Here is a 14,463-nt window from a genome sequence, read left to right on the forward strand (position 1 = left end):
TATATCAATTACTATAATAACAAGCGTATAAAGCAAAAATTGGCAGGCATGAGTCCGGTTCAATACCGTACCCATACCAGCCAATTAGCTGCTTAATATAAAACTCTAACTTTTGGGGGTCACATCATAATGGCAGCCTGCTCTCTGCTTGCTTAATTTCTTTTTTGCAACGATTTAACCGCTAAATGTTCCTCATCTTTTTTTACGTATATATCATATTGCGTATTATCCTTAAATTGGTTAGTCCGATTATCAAAGCTGTATGGCGTTACCGTTTTATACTTTATTCCTTCCGTTTTTAATTTTGCAATTATCCTGAAGTATTCCTCATTGCCGAATGCAGTGTAAATTAATTTCCAGTTCCTATATAAGAAGGTTCGAATGAGTGAAGTAAGTATGATTACTAAAGCGATCATACCAATCGCAATATATATCTCCATTTTCTTGCCTCCCCAAACATTTCATTTTAAACATTATATTTCTGTACATATTATGTAGTTCCTTCCTCTATTTACCTGCCACTTTTTTTAGATTAAATGAAAAAAAGACCATCGTCAGTGATGGTCTTCTTTATACTCGCTTTACTCCAATATATCTAGCATGCCAATATGGGTTGCTTGTGTAGGTGATCATGACCCCTTTTGAGGATGATGCCATAATCATTTTCCCGTATCCAATATAGATGGCAACATGGGTTGGGGCGCTTGCTTTGGTTGGTCCATAGAATAGTAAATCGCCTATTTGCAAATTAGATGGTCGATATCCGTTTCCATAATACATTTGAGCTGCCGTGCGATTTAGTGTTCTTCCTGCTTTTCCGTAAGAATACTTTACAAGACCTGAACAGTCAAAACCACTTGGAGACATCCCGCCCCATCGGTATGGAACTCCTATATTCGATTTCGCAATCGAAATCGCTGCTGTATGATAATTATAAGCTGCTTCCGCTTTTTCACCCTTGGCGGCGAACAAAGAGCCACAAGAAGCTATAATAGTAAAAACTACGATGAATTTCTTTAGCATGGTTGTTACCTCCTAGTGTGAGTTGATACGTTCACTATACTAGAAAGGTATGACAGACTCATCACAACAAGATGATAATTATATTACAAAGTTATTCTAATATAATTTCAGCACAACCTCTTTCCGCTTTTTGCTAACTAGTGCTTTCATCCTGCTCACAATCCTTATTCCTAAACAATGAATTCCCCATGCCACTATTTTCGATGTCCTGATTCCTATTATTGCAAGCAATATTCTCAACCACTTCATTATCATTGGAGTTTAAATCAAGTCCATCATCATCGTTTTCATTCGCTTTATTCCTAATAATAAAATTGTTGTTTTGATTAACCAGAATTCCATCTTTCTTATTATTCGACGTACGATTTTCTTCAATATAATTAAATCCTTGAGTTGGAACATTGGCTGGAGAAATAATCGAAATGCCACTTTCTGCGTTCCAAAAACTTATATTCAACTGATAAAGCGAGCTAAAAGGATTATTTATTCTTATTCCATTCCCTTTTGATCTTGTAATATTATTTTCGATGATGGACATGGTTCCATTATTTAAAGATATTCCATCACTGCCAGTATGTTGAATTTCATTTTGAAATATTAACCCCGAAAAAGCCTGCTCGGCTGAAACGATTCCATTTTGTCCGGCCTTTTGTATCTTATTTTGAATGATTGAAGTGAAAGGATTAACTGGAACTGTAGATTGAGTAACATTTATATTTATGCCATTCTTTCCAACGTCTTTTATCTCATTTTGAATCATTACATTGATGTTAGGATCCGTAATATTGAATCCGTTTTGACCAATATTCGTTATTTTATTTTTTTTAAATAAATGAGTAGCTCCATTCGTAAAGACAACGCTTTGGTTAATGAAGATACCATCATTTTTGATATTTTTAATCACATTCTCTAAGCAATACGCAAAATCGCAAAATTCTATTGATATTCCACTTTGAATGTAATTTTGGATAGTAAAACCTTTTATTTCAATACCAGAGGCTAGGTTTGCGGAGGATTGGCCCACTCTAAATCCAAAAGGCAATGAATGATTCCCGTCAAGAGCGGCTCCTTTCTCCCCGATAATCGCTAACCCTCTATTAAATACGTTTACACTTTCATGATACGTTCCTTCTTTTACAAAGACTAAATCACCTGGCTGTGCAGCTGTTACCGCTGCTTGAATTGTAGGAAAATCTCTAGGAACCACGATTATACTCATGTATCTGTACCTCCAAAATTAGTTAATGCTATTGGTATGCATGTCCATTGCAATTTGAAAGGTACAAGGGTTTAAATGGAGTCATTATTTTTTGTTGCAAATACAACAAAGTTAAGTTACATTTAATACATGCTAATTTTATTGCATTTGCAACATATTTTTTTGAAAAAAGGAGTTACTTATGAAGGAAATTCTCCGTGAAATTGGAATGATTGCAAGGGCATTAGATTCGATAAGTAATATTGAATTCAAAGAATATGACCTTACAAAAGGGCAGTATTTGTACTTGGTGCGAATCTGTGAAAACCCTGGAATCATTCAAGAAAAGTTAGCAGAGATGATAAAAGTAGATCGAACAACAGCCGCTCGGGCTGTGAAAAAACTTGAAATGAATGGCTTTATTGAAAAGAAAGACGATCAACATAACAAAAAAATTAACAAGCTCTTTCCAACAGAGAAAGGAAAACATGTTTATCCATTTATAAAAAGAGAAAATGATTACTCCAATATCGTGGCATTAGAGGGATTATCCGAAGGAGAAATAGAATCCATTTTTAATCTTCTTCAAAAAGTAAGAAAGAATATAGAAAAAGACTGGGAATATGTCAAAAAGGGAAACAAGAGAAATTATTAATATATAGAGGAGCGACAACTATAAATGACTATAAATATAAAACCATGTACCTTTGAAGATTCACGCAAGCTGCAAGAAATTAGTTCTGAAACATTTTATGAGACATTTAAGGAGCAGAATTCAGCTGAAAATATGAATGCCTATTTGGAAAAGGCCTTTAACATACCACAATTAGAAAAAGAATTATCCAATACTTCTTCGCAATTCTTTTTTGTATATTTTGATAATGAAGTCGCTGGATATCTAAAGGTCAATACCAATGATGCTCAGTCTGAAGAAATGGGTGAGGAATCACTAGAAGTCGAGAGGATTTATATAAAGAAGGAATTTCAAAAGCACGGGCTTGGTAAATATCTGTTTAATAAAGCTGTGGAAATTGCGATGGAAGGTAATAAAAAGAAAATCTGGCTAGGCGTTTGGGAAAATAATGAAAATGCAATTGCTTTTTATAAAAAAATGGGGTTTGTGCAAACGGGAGCCCACTCTTTTTATATGGGCGATGATGAACAAATAGACTTTATCATGACCAAAACACTCGTATAACAGAACGAAACGGAGCTGCCAAATTGGCAGCTCTTTTCAGATTGGCATATTTTCAAACCCAATTATATCTATCCTAAGACATTCGTTTTTCCACATCAATCGATTATTTTCGGGGAAATTCCTTATGTGCTATATTAATTAATCGTTTGATTAAAACCATGAATAACCCCGCTATAGAAGGATTTATGTGATGGAAACCTATCGAAAAATGTTTATGAAATACCAGAAAAAATCGCATCAACCTTGTAAAAAAGACAAATTTCTTCAAGACTGACAGAATTCAATAAGATTCCCGATTCTTCGCCTTTAATCAGACGTTTAATTAACTTTGGCTTCTACCCGCATTCATACTCATTTCTTCTCTCAAAATACGTTAGAAGAATGTCGAAGGAAATTTTGCTTTATTTAAGAAACCAAACATAAGAGCTCGTGGTACAATGAAATAACTATTGCTTATATAAATTAATTATTTACATAGGAGATGTTTACGTTGGCAACAGCGCCCCAACCAATGGTCAAAAGTGAAGAACCTCTTTTTCGTCGAGCTGTTTTTACTTTCTCTGGAGCACACTTTTTGAATGATTTAGTGACCACAGGAATGGTTCCAGCTTTAGTGGTATTATACAAACATTTTTTTCATTTGAATTACACCCAGTCTACTTTAGTGGTTTTACTCTCGTATTTAACATCATCCGTTTCACAGCCTCTTTTCGGGATGTTAGCGGATCGCAAACCTAGAGTTTGGCTGTTTCCAGCAGGCGTTTTTTGTTCCATTATGGGTCTAGCCTTAACTGGTCTTGCACCATCACTTCCATGGCTACTATTCTTTATTTCTATTTCAGGACTTGGTTCCGGTGCCTTCCATCCCGAAGCTTCTCGCGGGACCCATCTTGCTGCTGGTTCTAAAAAGGGATTGGCTCAAGCCATTTTTCAAGTAGGCGGTAATTCAGGCCAAGCTTTCGGTCCTTTGTTGGTTTCCATTTATGTCACACATTCGGGAATCCACGGACTCCTTTGGCTCATCCCTGTCGCCATCCTTTCTATCTTTTTGACTGGACAAATACTTCCATGGTTAGGACAAAAATTACAGTCATCCAATGTTATTCGTAAAAAGGAATTAAAAGGAACCAACAATATAATGGGAGCAACCATCCTTTGTGGCGTCATCATTTTACGTTCATGGTGCCAAATAGGAGTTGTCATCTTTTTACCTTTCTATTTGCATGATTTATCCATCCAACAGTCCGAAATACTTAGTTTTGTCTTTGTTGGAGCAGGAGCACTTGGTACTTTTATCGGCGGGATTTGGTCGGACAAAATAGGGATGAAACGTTTACTTGTCACCTCTATGTTACTTGCTACTCCTTTTGCTATTATTTTTCCCTATTTACATGGGGTATTCTCCATTATAGATTTGTTATTTTTCGGATTTTGCGTTCTTTCCTCTTTTTCAGTAAGTGTTGTTTATATGCAACACATGTTACCTAAAAATATTGGGTTGGCTTCTGGTCTATCGATTGGATTCGGTGTAGGAGCTGGTGGGATTGGTTCTGTCTTCATGGGTGGCATTTCAGATGCCTTTGGCGTAGCTACCGTTTTTACAATCCTTTCCCTACTTCCATTAGCTGGTTCCATTCTTGCCTTCTTTTTGCCTAATGATAGATTGGAAAATGAATGAAATATTACGTTCTTTAAAAATATTTAAAACACTTTAGAGAACCATCAGATCAGATCCTAATGTTAAAAGCGTGGGTTTTATCCATGCTTTTTTTTCTAAATATTTCATTATATCAGTTCTTAAAGGATCTCCGCAGCAATCCTTCTTTAACTCAAGCACCCTATAGTTTAAGAAGAAATCTTTAAAGTTGGAGATCTAAATCATTTAAAGTCCCATTCAATATTTATCTGATTTTCTCCGCCAACTCTAAAATAATTCCCTCTGGACCACGAACGTAGCATAACTTATAACTTTCTTCATATCGCTGTATCTCACTAAAGATTTCCGTGCCTTTCTTTTTCAATTTTGCAACAATAGCTTCAATATCTTCAACAGCAAAGCAAATATGTCGGATACCCAGCGTATTTGCCAAAGGTTGCTGAATATCTTTTTCATCTGACGGCGTGTAAAATTTGACTAGCTCTATCCATGCCTGACCATCTGGCATCCCCAATCCTACACATGCCGTTTTAACATCATTAAGCCCAACTATTCTGTCCAACTGTTCTCCATCCAATTCCCATTCCGCTTGCACTTCAAGTCCTAAATCAAGAAAAAACGCTTTAGCCTCTGAAAGATCATTTACGTTTATACTCACATGATCTATTCTATTGATCTTCATATCTCGTACCTCCTATATTCCTGTTATTTTCAATACCTGTATTCGTGTAAGGTTTGTTTGAAATTCTAATTCGCTGAAAACAGAAAATATCCTTCTTTAACAAACCTTCCCCGTTAATCAATAAAAAAAGCCGTATCTACGGCAGTAGGTTCCTAGCAGGGGATCTGACCCCGTTATTGTAAATGCTTTGGTAGGGGGATTTTATGTTCATTATTCTTAATCTCTTCGAAAATGTCCTCTTGACTTTCGACCTCGTACTGTTTGTTTATCAAGTTTAAAATTTCGTTTATATGAGTAAGTTGCGAATTACTAGGGATCAAATTAACGATAGTATGTTTGAAATCATCAAATTCCTTTTTCGTTACAGGTTGAGCATCGTGCTTCAACTCAAAACCTAATTGACCATTTGGTTCCAGGGTTGCCCATTTAACGTCACTTATTTTAGATACACTATTTTGTCTAAGTTTCGTTTCAAGTTGGTCCACCGATAACCTAAGTTTCTTCAGGTTTTTTTCATTCAAAGCACCGTTATCAATTACCACCATCGCTTTACCTGTAATCATTTTTTCAAAACTGTCAGATTTTATTTGTATAAATTCAATTACTAAAAGTGTTCCGATAAGAACATTAGCAACCAAAAAGGTTGTCCAAATATTTTTTCCCACTACAGGTTGAATAAGTAAAGTTCCAATTGCAATCATTATAACAGCTTCAGCCAATGACATTTGAGAAATTGCTTTCCGACCTGCCACCCTCAAAAGCACTGTTCCCTCAAGAACAATCAAAATCGCCTTCCAAATATAATCCCATATCATATAATAAATAACCACCATTCAATTAAACAGAGTTACAGATATCTTCCCCAAATTTCCCTCTATTATCCAAATCTTCAAAAAGCAAAAACATAGAAAAAATTACAAAAGTGAAGAAGAGGATTGTATCTTTCCACTGACTCACTTTTGCACTTTATCGCTCTTAACTTTAGTTAAGCCTTCCTCAACTGTCCTGCCCCGTTAGCATAATAAGAAAAAGAGATCGCCGCAGCCATCCCAATCTTTAACTCTTGCACCCGTTAGTGGAAGATCATTGCTGATTTTTATTGAAGGAAAGCACCCGTTCGCCATCCATGAAGCTCAATTTCAACACTACTACTCCTTAAAATAAAAGTACTTAGTTTTTACAAATAATACTCAATCATTTTTGCAAACTTTTCTTTCAGTTTTTCTTTTATAGATAATTGATTGACATCAGAGGATGTTACTCGCTTTGAATTTTGGAAGTCTTCATTGATGACTGGCTTTATTTTAGAAATAAAGACAGGGTCATGGATATAGCAATTCATTTCTTCATTTAAATGAAACGAGCGCGAATCAAAATTTACGGTCCCTACCATCAATACGTTTTTATCAATCAAGAATACTTTACCGTGTATCACGCCCTTTTTATAACCGTATACTTCTATTCCCTGTTTTAATGCTTTTCGAATATATGGATACGCTGCCTCTTTAACCAACAGTGCATCCGAATGAGGTGAGAACAGAATTTTAACACGAACTCCTCTTTTTCTTGCATCCACTAATGAGTTCCAAATAGTTCTGTCATTTAATATAAAATAAGGTGTTACTATAACGATGGACTCTTTTGCTTGATGAAACAGCATTGCATAATCTTGCCCAAGTTTTACTCCGCTATAATATGAAGTAAATCGATGCAAGGTTGCTCCCTTTTCCTTTGTCGCGCTGTGGATAGGGATCTGTTGAGCTGAGTTTTTCCTCCAGTCTAACACAAATTGATGTTCTAGATCTTGAACTCCTTCTCCTCGTATTTGAAGGTGATAATCTCTCCAGTGACCGAGTTTTACTTTTTCTCCTAAATACTTCTTGCCGATGTTAAATCCACCAATGTACCCAATCCTTCCATCAATAATTGAAATACGGCGATGATTCCGACGATCCAAAGAAGCAAAAAGATATGGAAAAGCAGGCTTATTGTAATACGTAAAATGCACTCCTGCTTTAACCAATAATTCTCTTTCCCTTTTCTTTAGTAAAATTCCACCCAGACTATCCACTGAATAATATACTTCTACACCTTCCTGGCTTTTTTGTCTCAATAAATCCAGAAATTGATGACTTACTTTATCATCAGCAATAGAGAAAAAGTTGATATGCACGTAATTTTTTGCTTTCCTTATATCTGAGAATAATTGATTGTTTAACTGTTTACCCTCCGTATACAAAGTAATATTACTTTGACGAATCGGGTATTGGATGGGCTGCTGGTCAAATACCATCCTTTTTTCGGCTGCTGTTCTGTCAATTTTACCCCAAACAAGCAAAACATAACATGCGCCGATAAATACAATTAGGAGTACTTGAAGGATTTTCGGTATCTTTTTCAACATATGTAATCTCCTTTATATATTATCGTTTTCATTCTGTTAGTTTCTGTTATCGGGACAAAACTATCCCGTTAGAACGTCTTTCTATACATAATGTTATCAATAATTTGGAAGGCGATATTTTTAGAATATCTATCATAAACATCAAAACTATGGGTTGATTACATAAAGATAATTTAGTAAATTAAAGATGAATCAAAAGTGTATAAAGAAGAATTGTTTGGGATACGAAAGCTAATTTTCTTCTTAAAAACCCCCAAAATTCCATTTGGGGTGTGTCGGAAAATCAATTCCGTTACTAATTATCGTTGGATTTTCAATGAAAACTGTATAAGAGTAGATCGTTCCCGCCTCTTTACTTAAGAGGCGGGATTTTTTATTAATAAGAACAGGAGAATTAACAAATGAAAATGACAAAGTCAATGGCAAACCTGCTACTCTTGATAGCTGCGGCACTTTGGGGTTCTGGGTTTGTTGTAACAAAAATAGCTCTAGATGCAAATGTATCTCCGGGATTCGTAAATTTTTCCAGAGGCTTTCTCTTTGTTGTTTTAGTATTTATGTTTTTTTATAAAAAGATAATTAAAATGACCCTTAAGGACTTTAAAGTCGGGCTCATTGCGGGATTGCTTAATTTTGGCGGATTTATTACACAGACCATTGGTGTTCAGTACACGACTCCATCCAATAACGCCTTTATTTCAGCAACATATGTAGTAATTATTCCTTTCTTGGCTTGGGTTCTATATCAAAAGAAACTCCCAGTAAAAAGCTTTGTTTCCATTGCCTTTTGTTTACTTGGAATGACTATATTAACTGGAATACTAAACAAAGCAATAAACATAAATATCGGTGACGTTTATTCTTTTATTTGTGCCCTGTTTTATGCAGCCTCTATTGTATATCTCGGTTACGGAGCAAGAACAACTGATTTCAGCATTGTAGCTTTTATGCTTGGAGTTGTCCAAGCCATAGGGGGGTTGGCTTTTTTCTTCTTCGTAGAGGAAGGACAGCTTACTAGTATCAATTGGTCTGTTGCAATAGTGCCATTGTTATATATGGGAATTATATGTTCGTTTGTTGGTCAAACGGTTCAGGTTGTAGCTCAAAAGCATACTTCCGCAACAACTGCTGGATTAATTATGATGCTTGAAGGAGCTTTTGGAAGTATTTTTTCAGTAATGTTTGGCTTTGAATCATTTACAGTTCAGTTAGTTGTTGGAGGAATGCTTATTATGCTATCCATTATTCTTATGGAAGTGGACTTTAAGCAGATGTTGGTCAAGAACAAGGAACAGCTTAGAAATCAAAAATTTTAGCAAGTTATCATTGAAAATAAACCTATTATAATTACTCCAATCCTTGTTTAACATTTATTTCAATAATAAAAGCCGCCTAAATGGCAGCTGTATTCTTTTTATCAAATTCACTCTTAGCTTACAAAGATTTTTCATATATAACTATCTAATGCTCCCTCTAACTTTATGTTTGTGGGGAACCGGGTGGAACGTAAAAAGGTGGTACTTTAATCCATCCGCGTTTACGCATTAAATGTTTTAATCTAGTTGCGAAAGCAAATTTTTCTGTTTGAAACTGAATAAATAATAAACCAACATCTGTACGAATCGATTCAGAGGCAGCACCCGCTGCACGCATAATTAAACTTACGATTTTTAAAGATAATTCGTTTGCTATTACATCATCCGTTAATTTAACACCGAGAGGGATACTGTTAGGGTCTGATTTTGGCATTTCTTCAGGGGCGGCAGGCAGTGGAATCCCTTCCTTAATCATGAAATCATGGAGTTGTTTTCTTTGACTGGTTCCTAATTTCATATCTTCTTCAAGAATTGCTTTTAGTTCATCATCTGTCGTCGTATTTATTCCTGCTTGAACAGATACTTTAGCTAGTTCAAGTCCTGCTAAGTAAATCCAACATGACATTACTTCTCCAACATGAAGCGGTTGGTCTTGGTCTTGTACTGTCAGTGATTTCATGGCATCAATAACTGTTTCCAACATATTTACCATGCGAATCCCTCCTGAGCTGGTAGAATACACATATTTTTTGTATAGAAAGATTTTTTATTCAAAGGACAACACCTGCAAAATTTGAAACTAAAAAAGAATTGATAAAAGTTGGACAAAAATAGAGGTTAAATAGCAAAGAAGCACTCACATTTCATCTTTAACTAAACTGCACCGTTAGTGAAAAAAGAAAGACCGCCGCAGCGATCTTTCTTGAGCTCTTAGCCCGTTAGTGTAAGTACATTCCTTCACAAATATATTATTGTTGTGCTGATAATTTCTTTCTATCATCTGCCAAAGGTGGCTGTTCAGCCCATTTGTATTTAATCATAATATCAAATCCATCTTTCATATACTGTGCCATTTCCGTAAAAAGGAGTAAATACTTTATTCCTAAGTCTGTCCGTTGACTGGTACCTATGGCTGAACCATAAACACCGATGGAAGTAGAACCTAAAAGAGCCTTGTGATGCATCATAAGACGATCAGAAAAAGGTGAAATTGTTGAATTAGTAACTTCCGCTTCCTCCGATTTTGGCTTTGGAAGATGGTCATTGTTCAATAAGTCCTCCAACGTCTCAATGTGTTTTTTGTAAAGTTCTACGCCACGCCATAAAAAGTTCTTAACATCTTGAGATTTAGCCACTTGAGAGAAACCCATTGTGAGTGATTTACTTAACTGAACTTTTCTCAAATCCCAGTAAATATTACTTAACTCAATGCAATTTAACGGTCTTTTCCCTCGGAATATACCTTCAATAAAATTAGGGGATTCAATAAACTCATATTGTTCGGAAGGGTTAATAAATGGTGGTCTAGATACAATACCTTTTTCCAATAGTAAATCTAATGATTTGTTAAAAAGTTCCATTGTTTCATTTTGGCAATGTACAAAGTACTCCCTTATATCCCGACGCATATTTGTTGTTAAAGCGGCGGCATAGCCAGCTAAACCATTGACACTCATTATGTAGGTATAAGATAAGCAAAATTCATCTGAAAACAAACGAGGAGCTGACAAATCCACATCTGCCTCAGTAAATCCGTGGGGTATAGGAAATTTTTCTTGTAAAAAATAATCCTTTATTTTGGAAATGTGCCCCTCAGCTAATTTCAAAGATAATTCTAAAATCGGACGAATAGAGGCATCTTCAACAATTTGAAGCATATGTTTGTAAATGCATTTTGCCATCGTATCACTCTGATACTGTGACCAAATGTTAGCAATTTCAGGTGCAGTTAATCTTATGTTATGAGGGGTTTCTTCCTTTATAAATTCGGGCATCTTAATCCTCCGAAAATAATACTTTATTTTGTACTATTAACCAAAAAAGGATTAATTATGTGATTTTTTACTTTAACTAACCTCCTCCGTTAGCGGAACAAGAAAAAGCGAATGCTCTTATTGAACAATCGCACCCGTTAGTGTAAGTACCCAATATTTCACAATCTTATCTTGCCTATGTAAGTAGTTTAAGAACAATCAGCAATTAATCCTTATAATAAAATCCCCTGACATTGTCAAGGGGATTTACAACTACTTTTCTAGTATTTCATTCAAAAACGATATTATAATTCTGTCGATGGGGCTTGTGATGACTTTTCTACTTGAGTTACGGCAGTTAAAGCAGACGAAATTTCGTTCGAAGCCTGTTTAATCGCTTCCTGAGCAAGTGCAGGATCTGAATTTGCCTTTTCAATTGCTTTTGTTAACAATTCCTGCGTGAGTGATACATTTGCTTTTGCTCGATTTAGTTGATTTACATCAATTTGAGTCATGAGAATCTCTCCTTTTGTTTTAAATTACTTCTATATAATCACCCTACATTTAATTTTTATTAAAGGTAAAAACTACCTCAAAATTGAAAAGGGGTATCGCCGCAGTAGTCCCAACCTTCAACTCTTGCACCCGTTAGTTAAACAAGTCCCCTAATTTCTATTGCGTAATATCCCGTATTTGTGAACAAAAATTTTTTTGAATTTTTTTATTCCCAAGAAAGATAATATTTAGTAATTAAATGAAGGAGATGATTAAAATGACGATCAACAAATACGTTAAAAATATTCTAGGTGTTGATGTACGTGCCCGTTTTTCTATAGCAGGTAGTGGAAATAATTATGACCCCTTCAAAAATCCCATTATCCATAAACAAATAAATGGAAGAGAGATAGTACCGCTTAATGTTAAAAAATTATGGGGGAAATAAATCATCCAAAATATTGAAAATTGTGTTCTTGCCTAAATATAGATAATCAAAATTTGCATATGATGTTACATAATAAAATCTGGTCCATTTTCCTTAACCATCCTTTTTAGGATGGTTTTGTATTAGTTTGTAATTAGTAAATCTCCAATACATAAGCTACTAAATATTCCACATACTACTTTTGTAATTTCAATTTTATTGAGAAAAGAGGTTATTAAATGACAGTTGGAAAAGACGTTCAAACAGCTTTAGCAAGTTTAAAAGGTGCACAGGCAAGCTTTGAAGCCTTCGCTTTAGCAACTGACAACCAAAACGCTAAACAACTTTATCAACAAGCTGCACAACAAACACAATCTGTTCTTGATAGTCTTGAACCACGTCTTCAAGAAATCCAAGCCGAGGAACCACAATACAAACAACAATAATTTTGTCTAAACAAAGTGGTATTTACCATTATTTGGAATTAACATTATCAATTAAGTTCCATATAATACTTTGGAAACAATTTCAAAACGTATATCTGTTAAAACCGCCATCACTCCAGGCAACTAAAATGAAGACTCCATATGGAGCTTCTTTTTTTTGTCGCCCTTTACCTCAAATGTGACTTAAAAGAGAATCCTCTTGTTAAACTATACTGCATCCGTTAGTACAATTAAAAAGAGATTGCCGCAGCCTATACCGTTGCGATAACAGAAGTTTCCTAATCCATTAACTAGTAAACACCAAAGATCAGACGCTCCTCCCCTTTTAAAAAGTTGATTGAGCTGCGTCTATTTAAGTATTGCCATTTTTCGGATCTAACAGAAGTTAATTTTCATGGTAGTTGAAGAAGAAAATAAAAAAGAGAGCCTTAGCTCTCCAACAATCGGTTAACTTTCTGAATCTCCCCTTCAAATAACCTCATGTCCAACTCGTAATCATCATGACCATCAAATGAATCCAACATATCTTTTTCTTGATGTAATGTTATCAAATACTGCTCCAATGAAAACCCACCACTTTGGATTGTATTCTCAAACACAACTTTAAATCTGCTCATTTATTTCACCTCGACAGATAGTATTTCCAATACAATAAATGAAATTCGTATTTTATTACCAAATATAAAAAGGACCATTTAGGTCCTTTTGGCTTCTTCAACTAAAGCACCCTATAGTTTAAGTATAATATTTCACAATCTTTCTTTTGGAACAATAAAAGGCAACCTTCATCTTGAAGAGCCGCACCCGTTACTTAACTAATCACTAGTTTTTTTGCATTTTTCAAAAAGGTATTGAAATCCATATAAGAAAAAAGCCTTGTAAAAGAAATATAGAAAGAATTGAAATTCGTTAAATTGAACTAATCTATATAGTTTTAATTTTGTAAATACCCTTGTAATAGGAAATACAAAAATTGCTTCGCCAATAACATTTAAAATAATAAACTTTTTAAAATTTCCGTATGCCCATTTTAATGTCCATAAAGACATCGCCAACATTGGACCTATGAGAAAAGGAAATTCATTTTGAATTAAGGACTGTGGTTTATTATAAAATGACCACCATTTGCGCTTTTTTCCAATTAGGGCATCCAAACTACACATTAGAACAGCAAGGATTGATGCTGGTAAAAACCTCCTTATAGTCCGCCATCCTAACAAAGGCATTGTAAGCCATGAGAGTACTATCATTACAATATTAAGTAACCACTGATTTTTCATTGTCATATTAATACCCCTTTTTCCAAAGGAATTATTAAACTTATTATATCTCCTCCGTTATGTAGCTATTCTGCCCCGTTATTCGAACAAGAAAAGCTGCCAAAATGACACCCTTTCCCTATGTTAATTCTTTTATTATCCATCTTTTATATATTTGAACAATAACTGTTGGAATATTGTACATTTTCGCAATATCTAAACTATCTCGCTGGGGATTGTTTGTTAATTCTTTACTGATTATTGAAATCAGCTCATCCTTAGTCATCTCAATTCTCCCTTTTGGATTTGTTCATTAATATTGTTATCTTAATTAATTATATTAATATTGTTTTCGCAATAAAAAAATGCCCCATAAATCTCGAGG

Annotated in this window: 19 protein-coding genes; 7 read left to right on the forward strand and 12 right to left on the reverse strand. The window is 34.8% G+C overall.

What is annotated here, in order from left to right:
- The coding region (locus tag LC455_RS23600) for an IS3 family transposase (protein WP_223591631.1) at positions 1-96 on the forward strand (96 nt) is incomplete at its 5' end.
- Between the two features lie 56 nt (positions 97-152).
- On the opposite strand, the gene LC455_RS23605 is transcribed toward LC455_RS23600, so the two are convergent.
- From LC455_RS23605 to LC455_RS23615, 3 genes are all read right to left on the reverse strand, one after another.
- Positions 153-440 carry a hypothetical protein gene (locus tag LC455_RS23605; RefSeq protein WP_223594606.1) on the reverse strand — a complete coding sequence of 96 codons (288 nt, stop codon included), beginning with the start codon at positions 438-440 and terminating at the stop codon, positions 153-155.
- Between the two features lie 130 nt (positions 441-570).
- Entirely contained in the window at positions 571-1,023 is a 453-nt protein-coding gene (locus LC455_RS23610; RefSeq protein WP_223594609.1) for a C40 family peptidase, read from the reverse strand.
- 133 nt (positions 1,024-1,156) lie between these two features.
- Positions 1,157-2,242, reverse strand: a complete 1,086-nt coding sequence (locus LC455_RS23615) for a right-handed parallel beta-helix repeat-containing protein (protein WP_223594610.1) — start codon at positions 2,240-2,242, stop codon at positions 1,157-1,159.
- A gap of 181 nt (positions 2,243-2,423) precedes the next feature.
- Between LC455_RS23615 and LC455_RS23620 the strand changes: the two genes are divergently transcribed.
- From LC455_RS23620 to LC455_RS23630, 3 genes are all read left to right on the forward strand, one after another.
- Positions 2,424-2,876, forward strand: a complete 453-nt coding sequence (locus LC455_RS23620) for a MarR family winged helix-turn-helix transcriptional regulator (RefSeq protein WP_223594611.1) — start codon at positions 2,424-2,426, stop codon at positions 2,874-2,876.
- Positions 2,877-2,900: 24 nt separating this feature from the next.
- Positions 2,901-3,419, forward strand: coding sequence for a GNAT family N-acetyltransferase (locus tag LC455_RS23625; protein WP_223594612.1), 519 nt, complete (start codon positions 2,901-2,903; stop codon positions 3,417-3,419).
- A 511-nt stretch (positions 3,420-3,930) separates the two neighbouring features.
- Complete coding sequence (locus LC455_RS23630) at positions 3,931-5,097, forward strand: MFS transporter (RefSeq protein ID WP_223594968.1); 1,167 nt, start codon at positions 3,931-3,933, stop codon at positions 5,095-5,097.
- 223 nt (positions 5,098-5,320) lie between these two features.
- Here LC455_RS23630 and LC455_RS23635 read toward each other — a convergent pair whose 3' ends face one another.
- From LC455_RS23635 to LC455_RS23645, 3 genes are all read right to left on the reverse strand, one after another.
- A complete protein-coding gene (locus tag LC455_RS23635) occupies positions 5,321-5,758 on the reverse strand; it encodes a VOC family protein (RefSeq protein WP_223594613.1) in 438 nt (145 codons plus the stop codon).
- Positions 5,759-5,931: 173 nt separating this feature from the next.
- Positions 5,932-6,573 (reverse strand): DUF421 domain-containing protein, encoded by a 642-nt coding sequence (locus tag LC455_RS23640; protein ID WP_223594614.1) that lies wholly within the window; start codon positions 6,571-6,573, stop codon positions 5,932-5,934.
- A 362-nt stretch (positions 6,574-6,935) separates the two neighbouring features.
- Positions 6,936-8,162 (reverse strand): phospholipase D-like domain-containing protein, encoded by a 1,227-nt coding sequence (locus LC455_RS23645; RefSeq protein WP_223594615.1) that lies wholly within the window; start codon positions 8,160-8,162, stop codon positions 6,936-6,938.
- Positions 8,163-8,563: 401 nt separating this feature from the next.
- On the opposite strand from LC455_RS23645, the gene LC455_RS23650 reads away from it, so the two are divergent.
- Positions 8,564-9,478, forward strand: coding sequence for a DMT family transporter (locus LC455_RS23650; RefSeq protein ID WP_223594617.1), 915 nt, complete (start codon positions 8,564-8,566; stop codon positions 9,476-9,478).
- A gap of 163 nt (positions 9,479-9,641) precedes the next feature.
- Here LC455_RS23650 and LC455_RS23655 read toward each other — a convergent pair whose 3' ends face one another.
- From LC455_RS23655 to LC455_RS23665, 3 genes are all read right to left on the reverse strand, one after another.
- Positions 9,642-10,190, reverse strand: a complete 549-nt coding sequence (locus LC455_RS23655) for a DUF3231 family protein (RefSeq protein WP_223594619.1) — start codon at positions 10,188-10,190, stop codon at positions 9,642-9,644.
- 256 nt (positions 10,191-10,446) lie between these two features.
- Complete coding sequence (locus tag LC455_RS23660; protein WP_223594622.1) at positions 10,447-11,472, reverse strand: DUF3231 family protein; 1,026 nt, start codon at positions 11,470-11,472, stop codon at positions 10,447-10,449.
- Between the two features lie 284 nt (positions 11,473-11,756).
- The gene (locus LC455_RS23665) at positions 11,757-11,966 is read right to left on the reverse strand and encodes a hypothetical protein (RefSeq protein ID WP_223594623.1); all 210 of its coding nucleotides are present in this window, start codon (positions 11,964-11,966) and stop codon (positions 11,757-11,759) included.
- A gap of 257 nt (positions 11,967-12,223) precedes the next feature.
- Between LC455_RS23665 and LC455_RS23670 the strand changes: the two genes are divergently transcribed.
- Entirely contained in the window at positions 12,224-12,394 is a 171-nt protein-coding gene (locus LC455_RS23670; RefSeq protein WP_223594626.1) for a hypothetical protein, read from the forward strand.
- A 218-nt stretch (positions 12,395-12,612) separates the two neighbouring features.
- The gene (locus LC455_RS23675; protein WP_223594630.1) at positions 12,613-12,819 is read left to right on the forward strand and encodes a DUF1657 domain-containing protein; all 207 of its coding nucleotides are present in this window, start codon (positions 12,613-12,615) and stop codon (positions 12,817-12,819) included.
- A 428-nt stretch (positions 12,820-13,247) separates the two neighbouring features.
- Here LC455_RS23675 and LC455_RS23680 read toward each other — a convergent pair whose 3' ends face one another.
- The 3 genes from LC455_RS23680 to LC455_RS23690 all read right to left on the reverse strand — a co-directional run bounded on the left by LC455_RS23680 (position 13,248) and on the right by LC455_RS23690 (position 14,364).
- On the reverse strand, positions 13,248-13,436 hold the full coding sequence (locus tag LC455_RS23680) for a hypothetical protein (protein WP_088087141.1): 189 nt from the start codon (positions 13,434-13,436) through the stop codon (positions 13,248-13,250).
- A 198-nt stretch (positions 13,437-13,634) separates the two neighbouring features.
- Positions 13,635-14,105, reverse strand: a complete 471-nt coding sequence (locus LC455_RS23685) for a hypothetical protein (protein ID WP_223594635.1) — start codon at positions 14,103-14,105, stop codon at positions 13,635-13,637.
- 112 nt (positions 14,106-14,217) lie between these two features.
- Positions 14,218-14,364: a hypothetical protein gene (locus LC455_RS23690; RefSeq protein ID WP_223594641.1), complete on the reverse strand. Its 147-nt coding sequence runs from the start codon at positions 14,362-14,364 to the stop codon at positions 14,218-14,220.
- Between the last annotated feature and the right edge of the window lie 99 nt (positions 14,365-14,463).

The sequence above is a fragment of the Neobacillus bataviensis genome, assembly GCF_019969725.1.

Coding starts and splice junctions, on each gene's coding strand:
- LC455_RS23690 (WP_223594641.1), bottom strand. CDS start 14,364: ATGACTAAGGATGAGCTGATTTCAATAATCAGTAAAGAATTAACAAAC.
- LC455_RS23660 (WP_223594622.1), bottom strand. CDS start 11,472: ATGCCCGAATTTATAAAGGAAGAAACCCCTCATAACATAAGATTAACT.
- LC455_RS23680 (WP_088087141.1), bottom strand. CDS start 13,436: ATGAGCAGATTTAAAGTTGTGTTTGAGAATACAATCCAAAGTGGTGGG.
- LC455_RS23670 (WP_223594626.1), top strand. CDS start 12,224: ATGACGATCAACAAATACGTTAAAAATATTCTAGGTGTTGATGTACGT.
- LC455_RS23625 (WP_223594612.1), top strand. CDS start 2,901: ATGACTATAAATATAAAACCATGTACCTTTGAAGATTCACGCAAGCTG.
- LC455_RS23620 (WP_223594611.1), top strand. CDS start 2,424: ATGAAGGAAATTCTCCGTGAAATTGGAATGATTGCAAGGGCATTAGAT.
- LC455_RS23685 (WP_223594635.1), bottom strand. CDS start 14,105: ATGACAATGAAAAATCAGTGGTTACTTAATATTGTAATGATAGTACTC.
- LC455_RS23610 (WP_223594609.1), bottom strand. CDS start 1,023: ATGCTAAAGAAATTCATCGTAGTTTTTACTATTATAGCTTCTTGTGGC.
- LC455_RS23605 (WP_223594606.1), bottom strand. CDS start 440: ATGGAGATATATATTGCGATTGGTATGATCGCTTTAGTAATCATACTT.
- LC455_RS23645 (WP_223594615.1), bottom strand. CDS start 8,162: ATGTTGAAAAAGATACCGAAAATCCTTCAAGTACTCCTAATTGTATTT.
- LC455_RS23650 (WP_223594617.1), top strand. CDS start 8,564: ATGAAAATGACAAAGTCAATGGCAAACCTGCTACTCTTGATAGCTGCG.
- LC455_RS23665 (WP_223594623.1), bottom strand. CDS start 11,966: ATGACTCAAATTGATGTAAATCAACTAAATCGAGCAAAAGCAAATGTA.
- LC455_RS23675 (WP_223594630.1), top strand. CDS start 12,613: ATGACAGTTGGAAAAGACGTTCAAACAGCTTTAGCAAGTTTAAAAGGT.
- LC455_RS23615 (WP_223594610.1), bottom strand. CDS start 2,242: ATGAGTATAATCGTGGTTCCTAGAGATTTTCCTACAATTCAAGCAGCG.
- LC455_RS23630 (WP_223594968.1), top strand. CDS start 3,931: ATGGTCAAAAGTGAAGAACCTCTTTTTCGTCGAGCTGTTTTTACTTTC.
- LC455_RS23640 (WP_223594614.1), bottom strand. CDS start 6,573: ATGATATGGGATTATATTTGGAAGGCGATTTTGATTGTTCTTGAGGGA.
- LC455_RS23655 (WP_223594619.1), bottom strand. CDS start 10,190: ATGGTAAATATGTTGGAAACAGTTATTGATGCCATGAAATCACTGACA.
- LC455_RS23635 (WP_223594613.1), bottom strand. CDS start 5,758: ATGAAGATCAATAGAATAGATCATGTGAGTATAAACGTAAATGATCTT.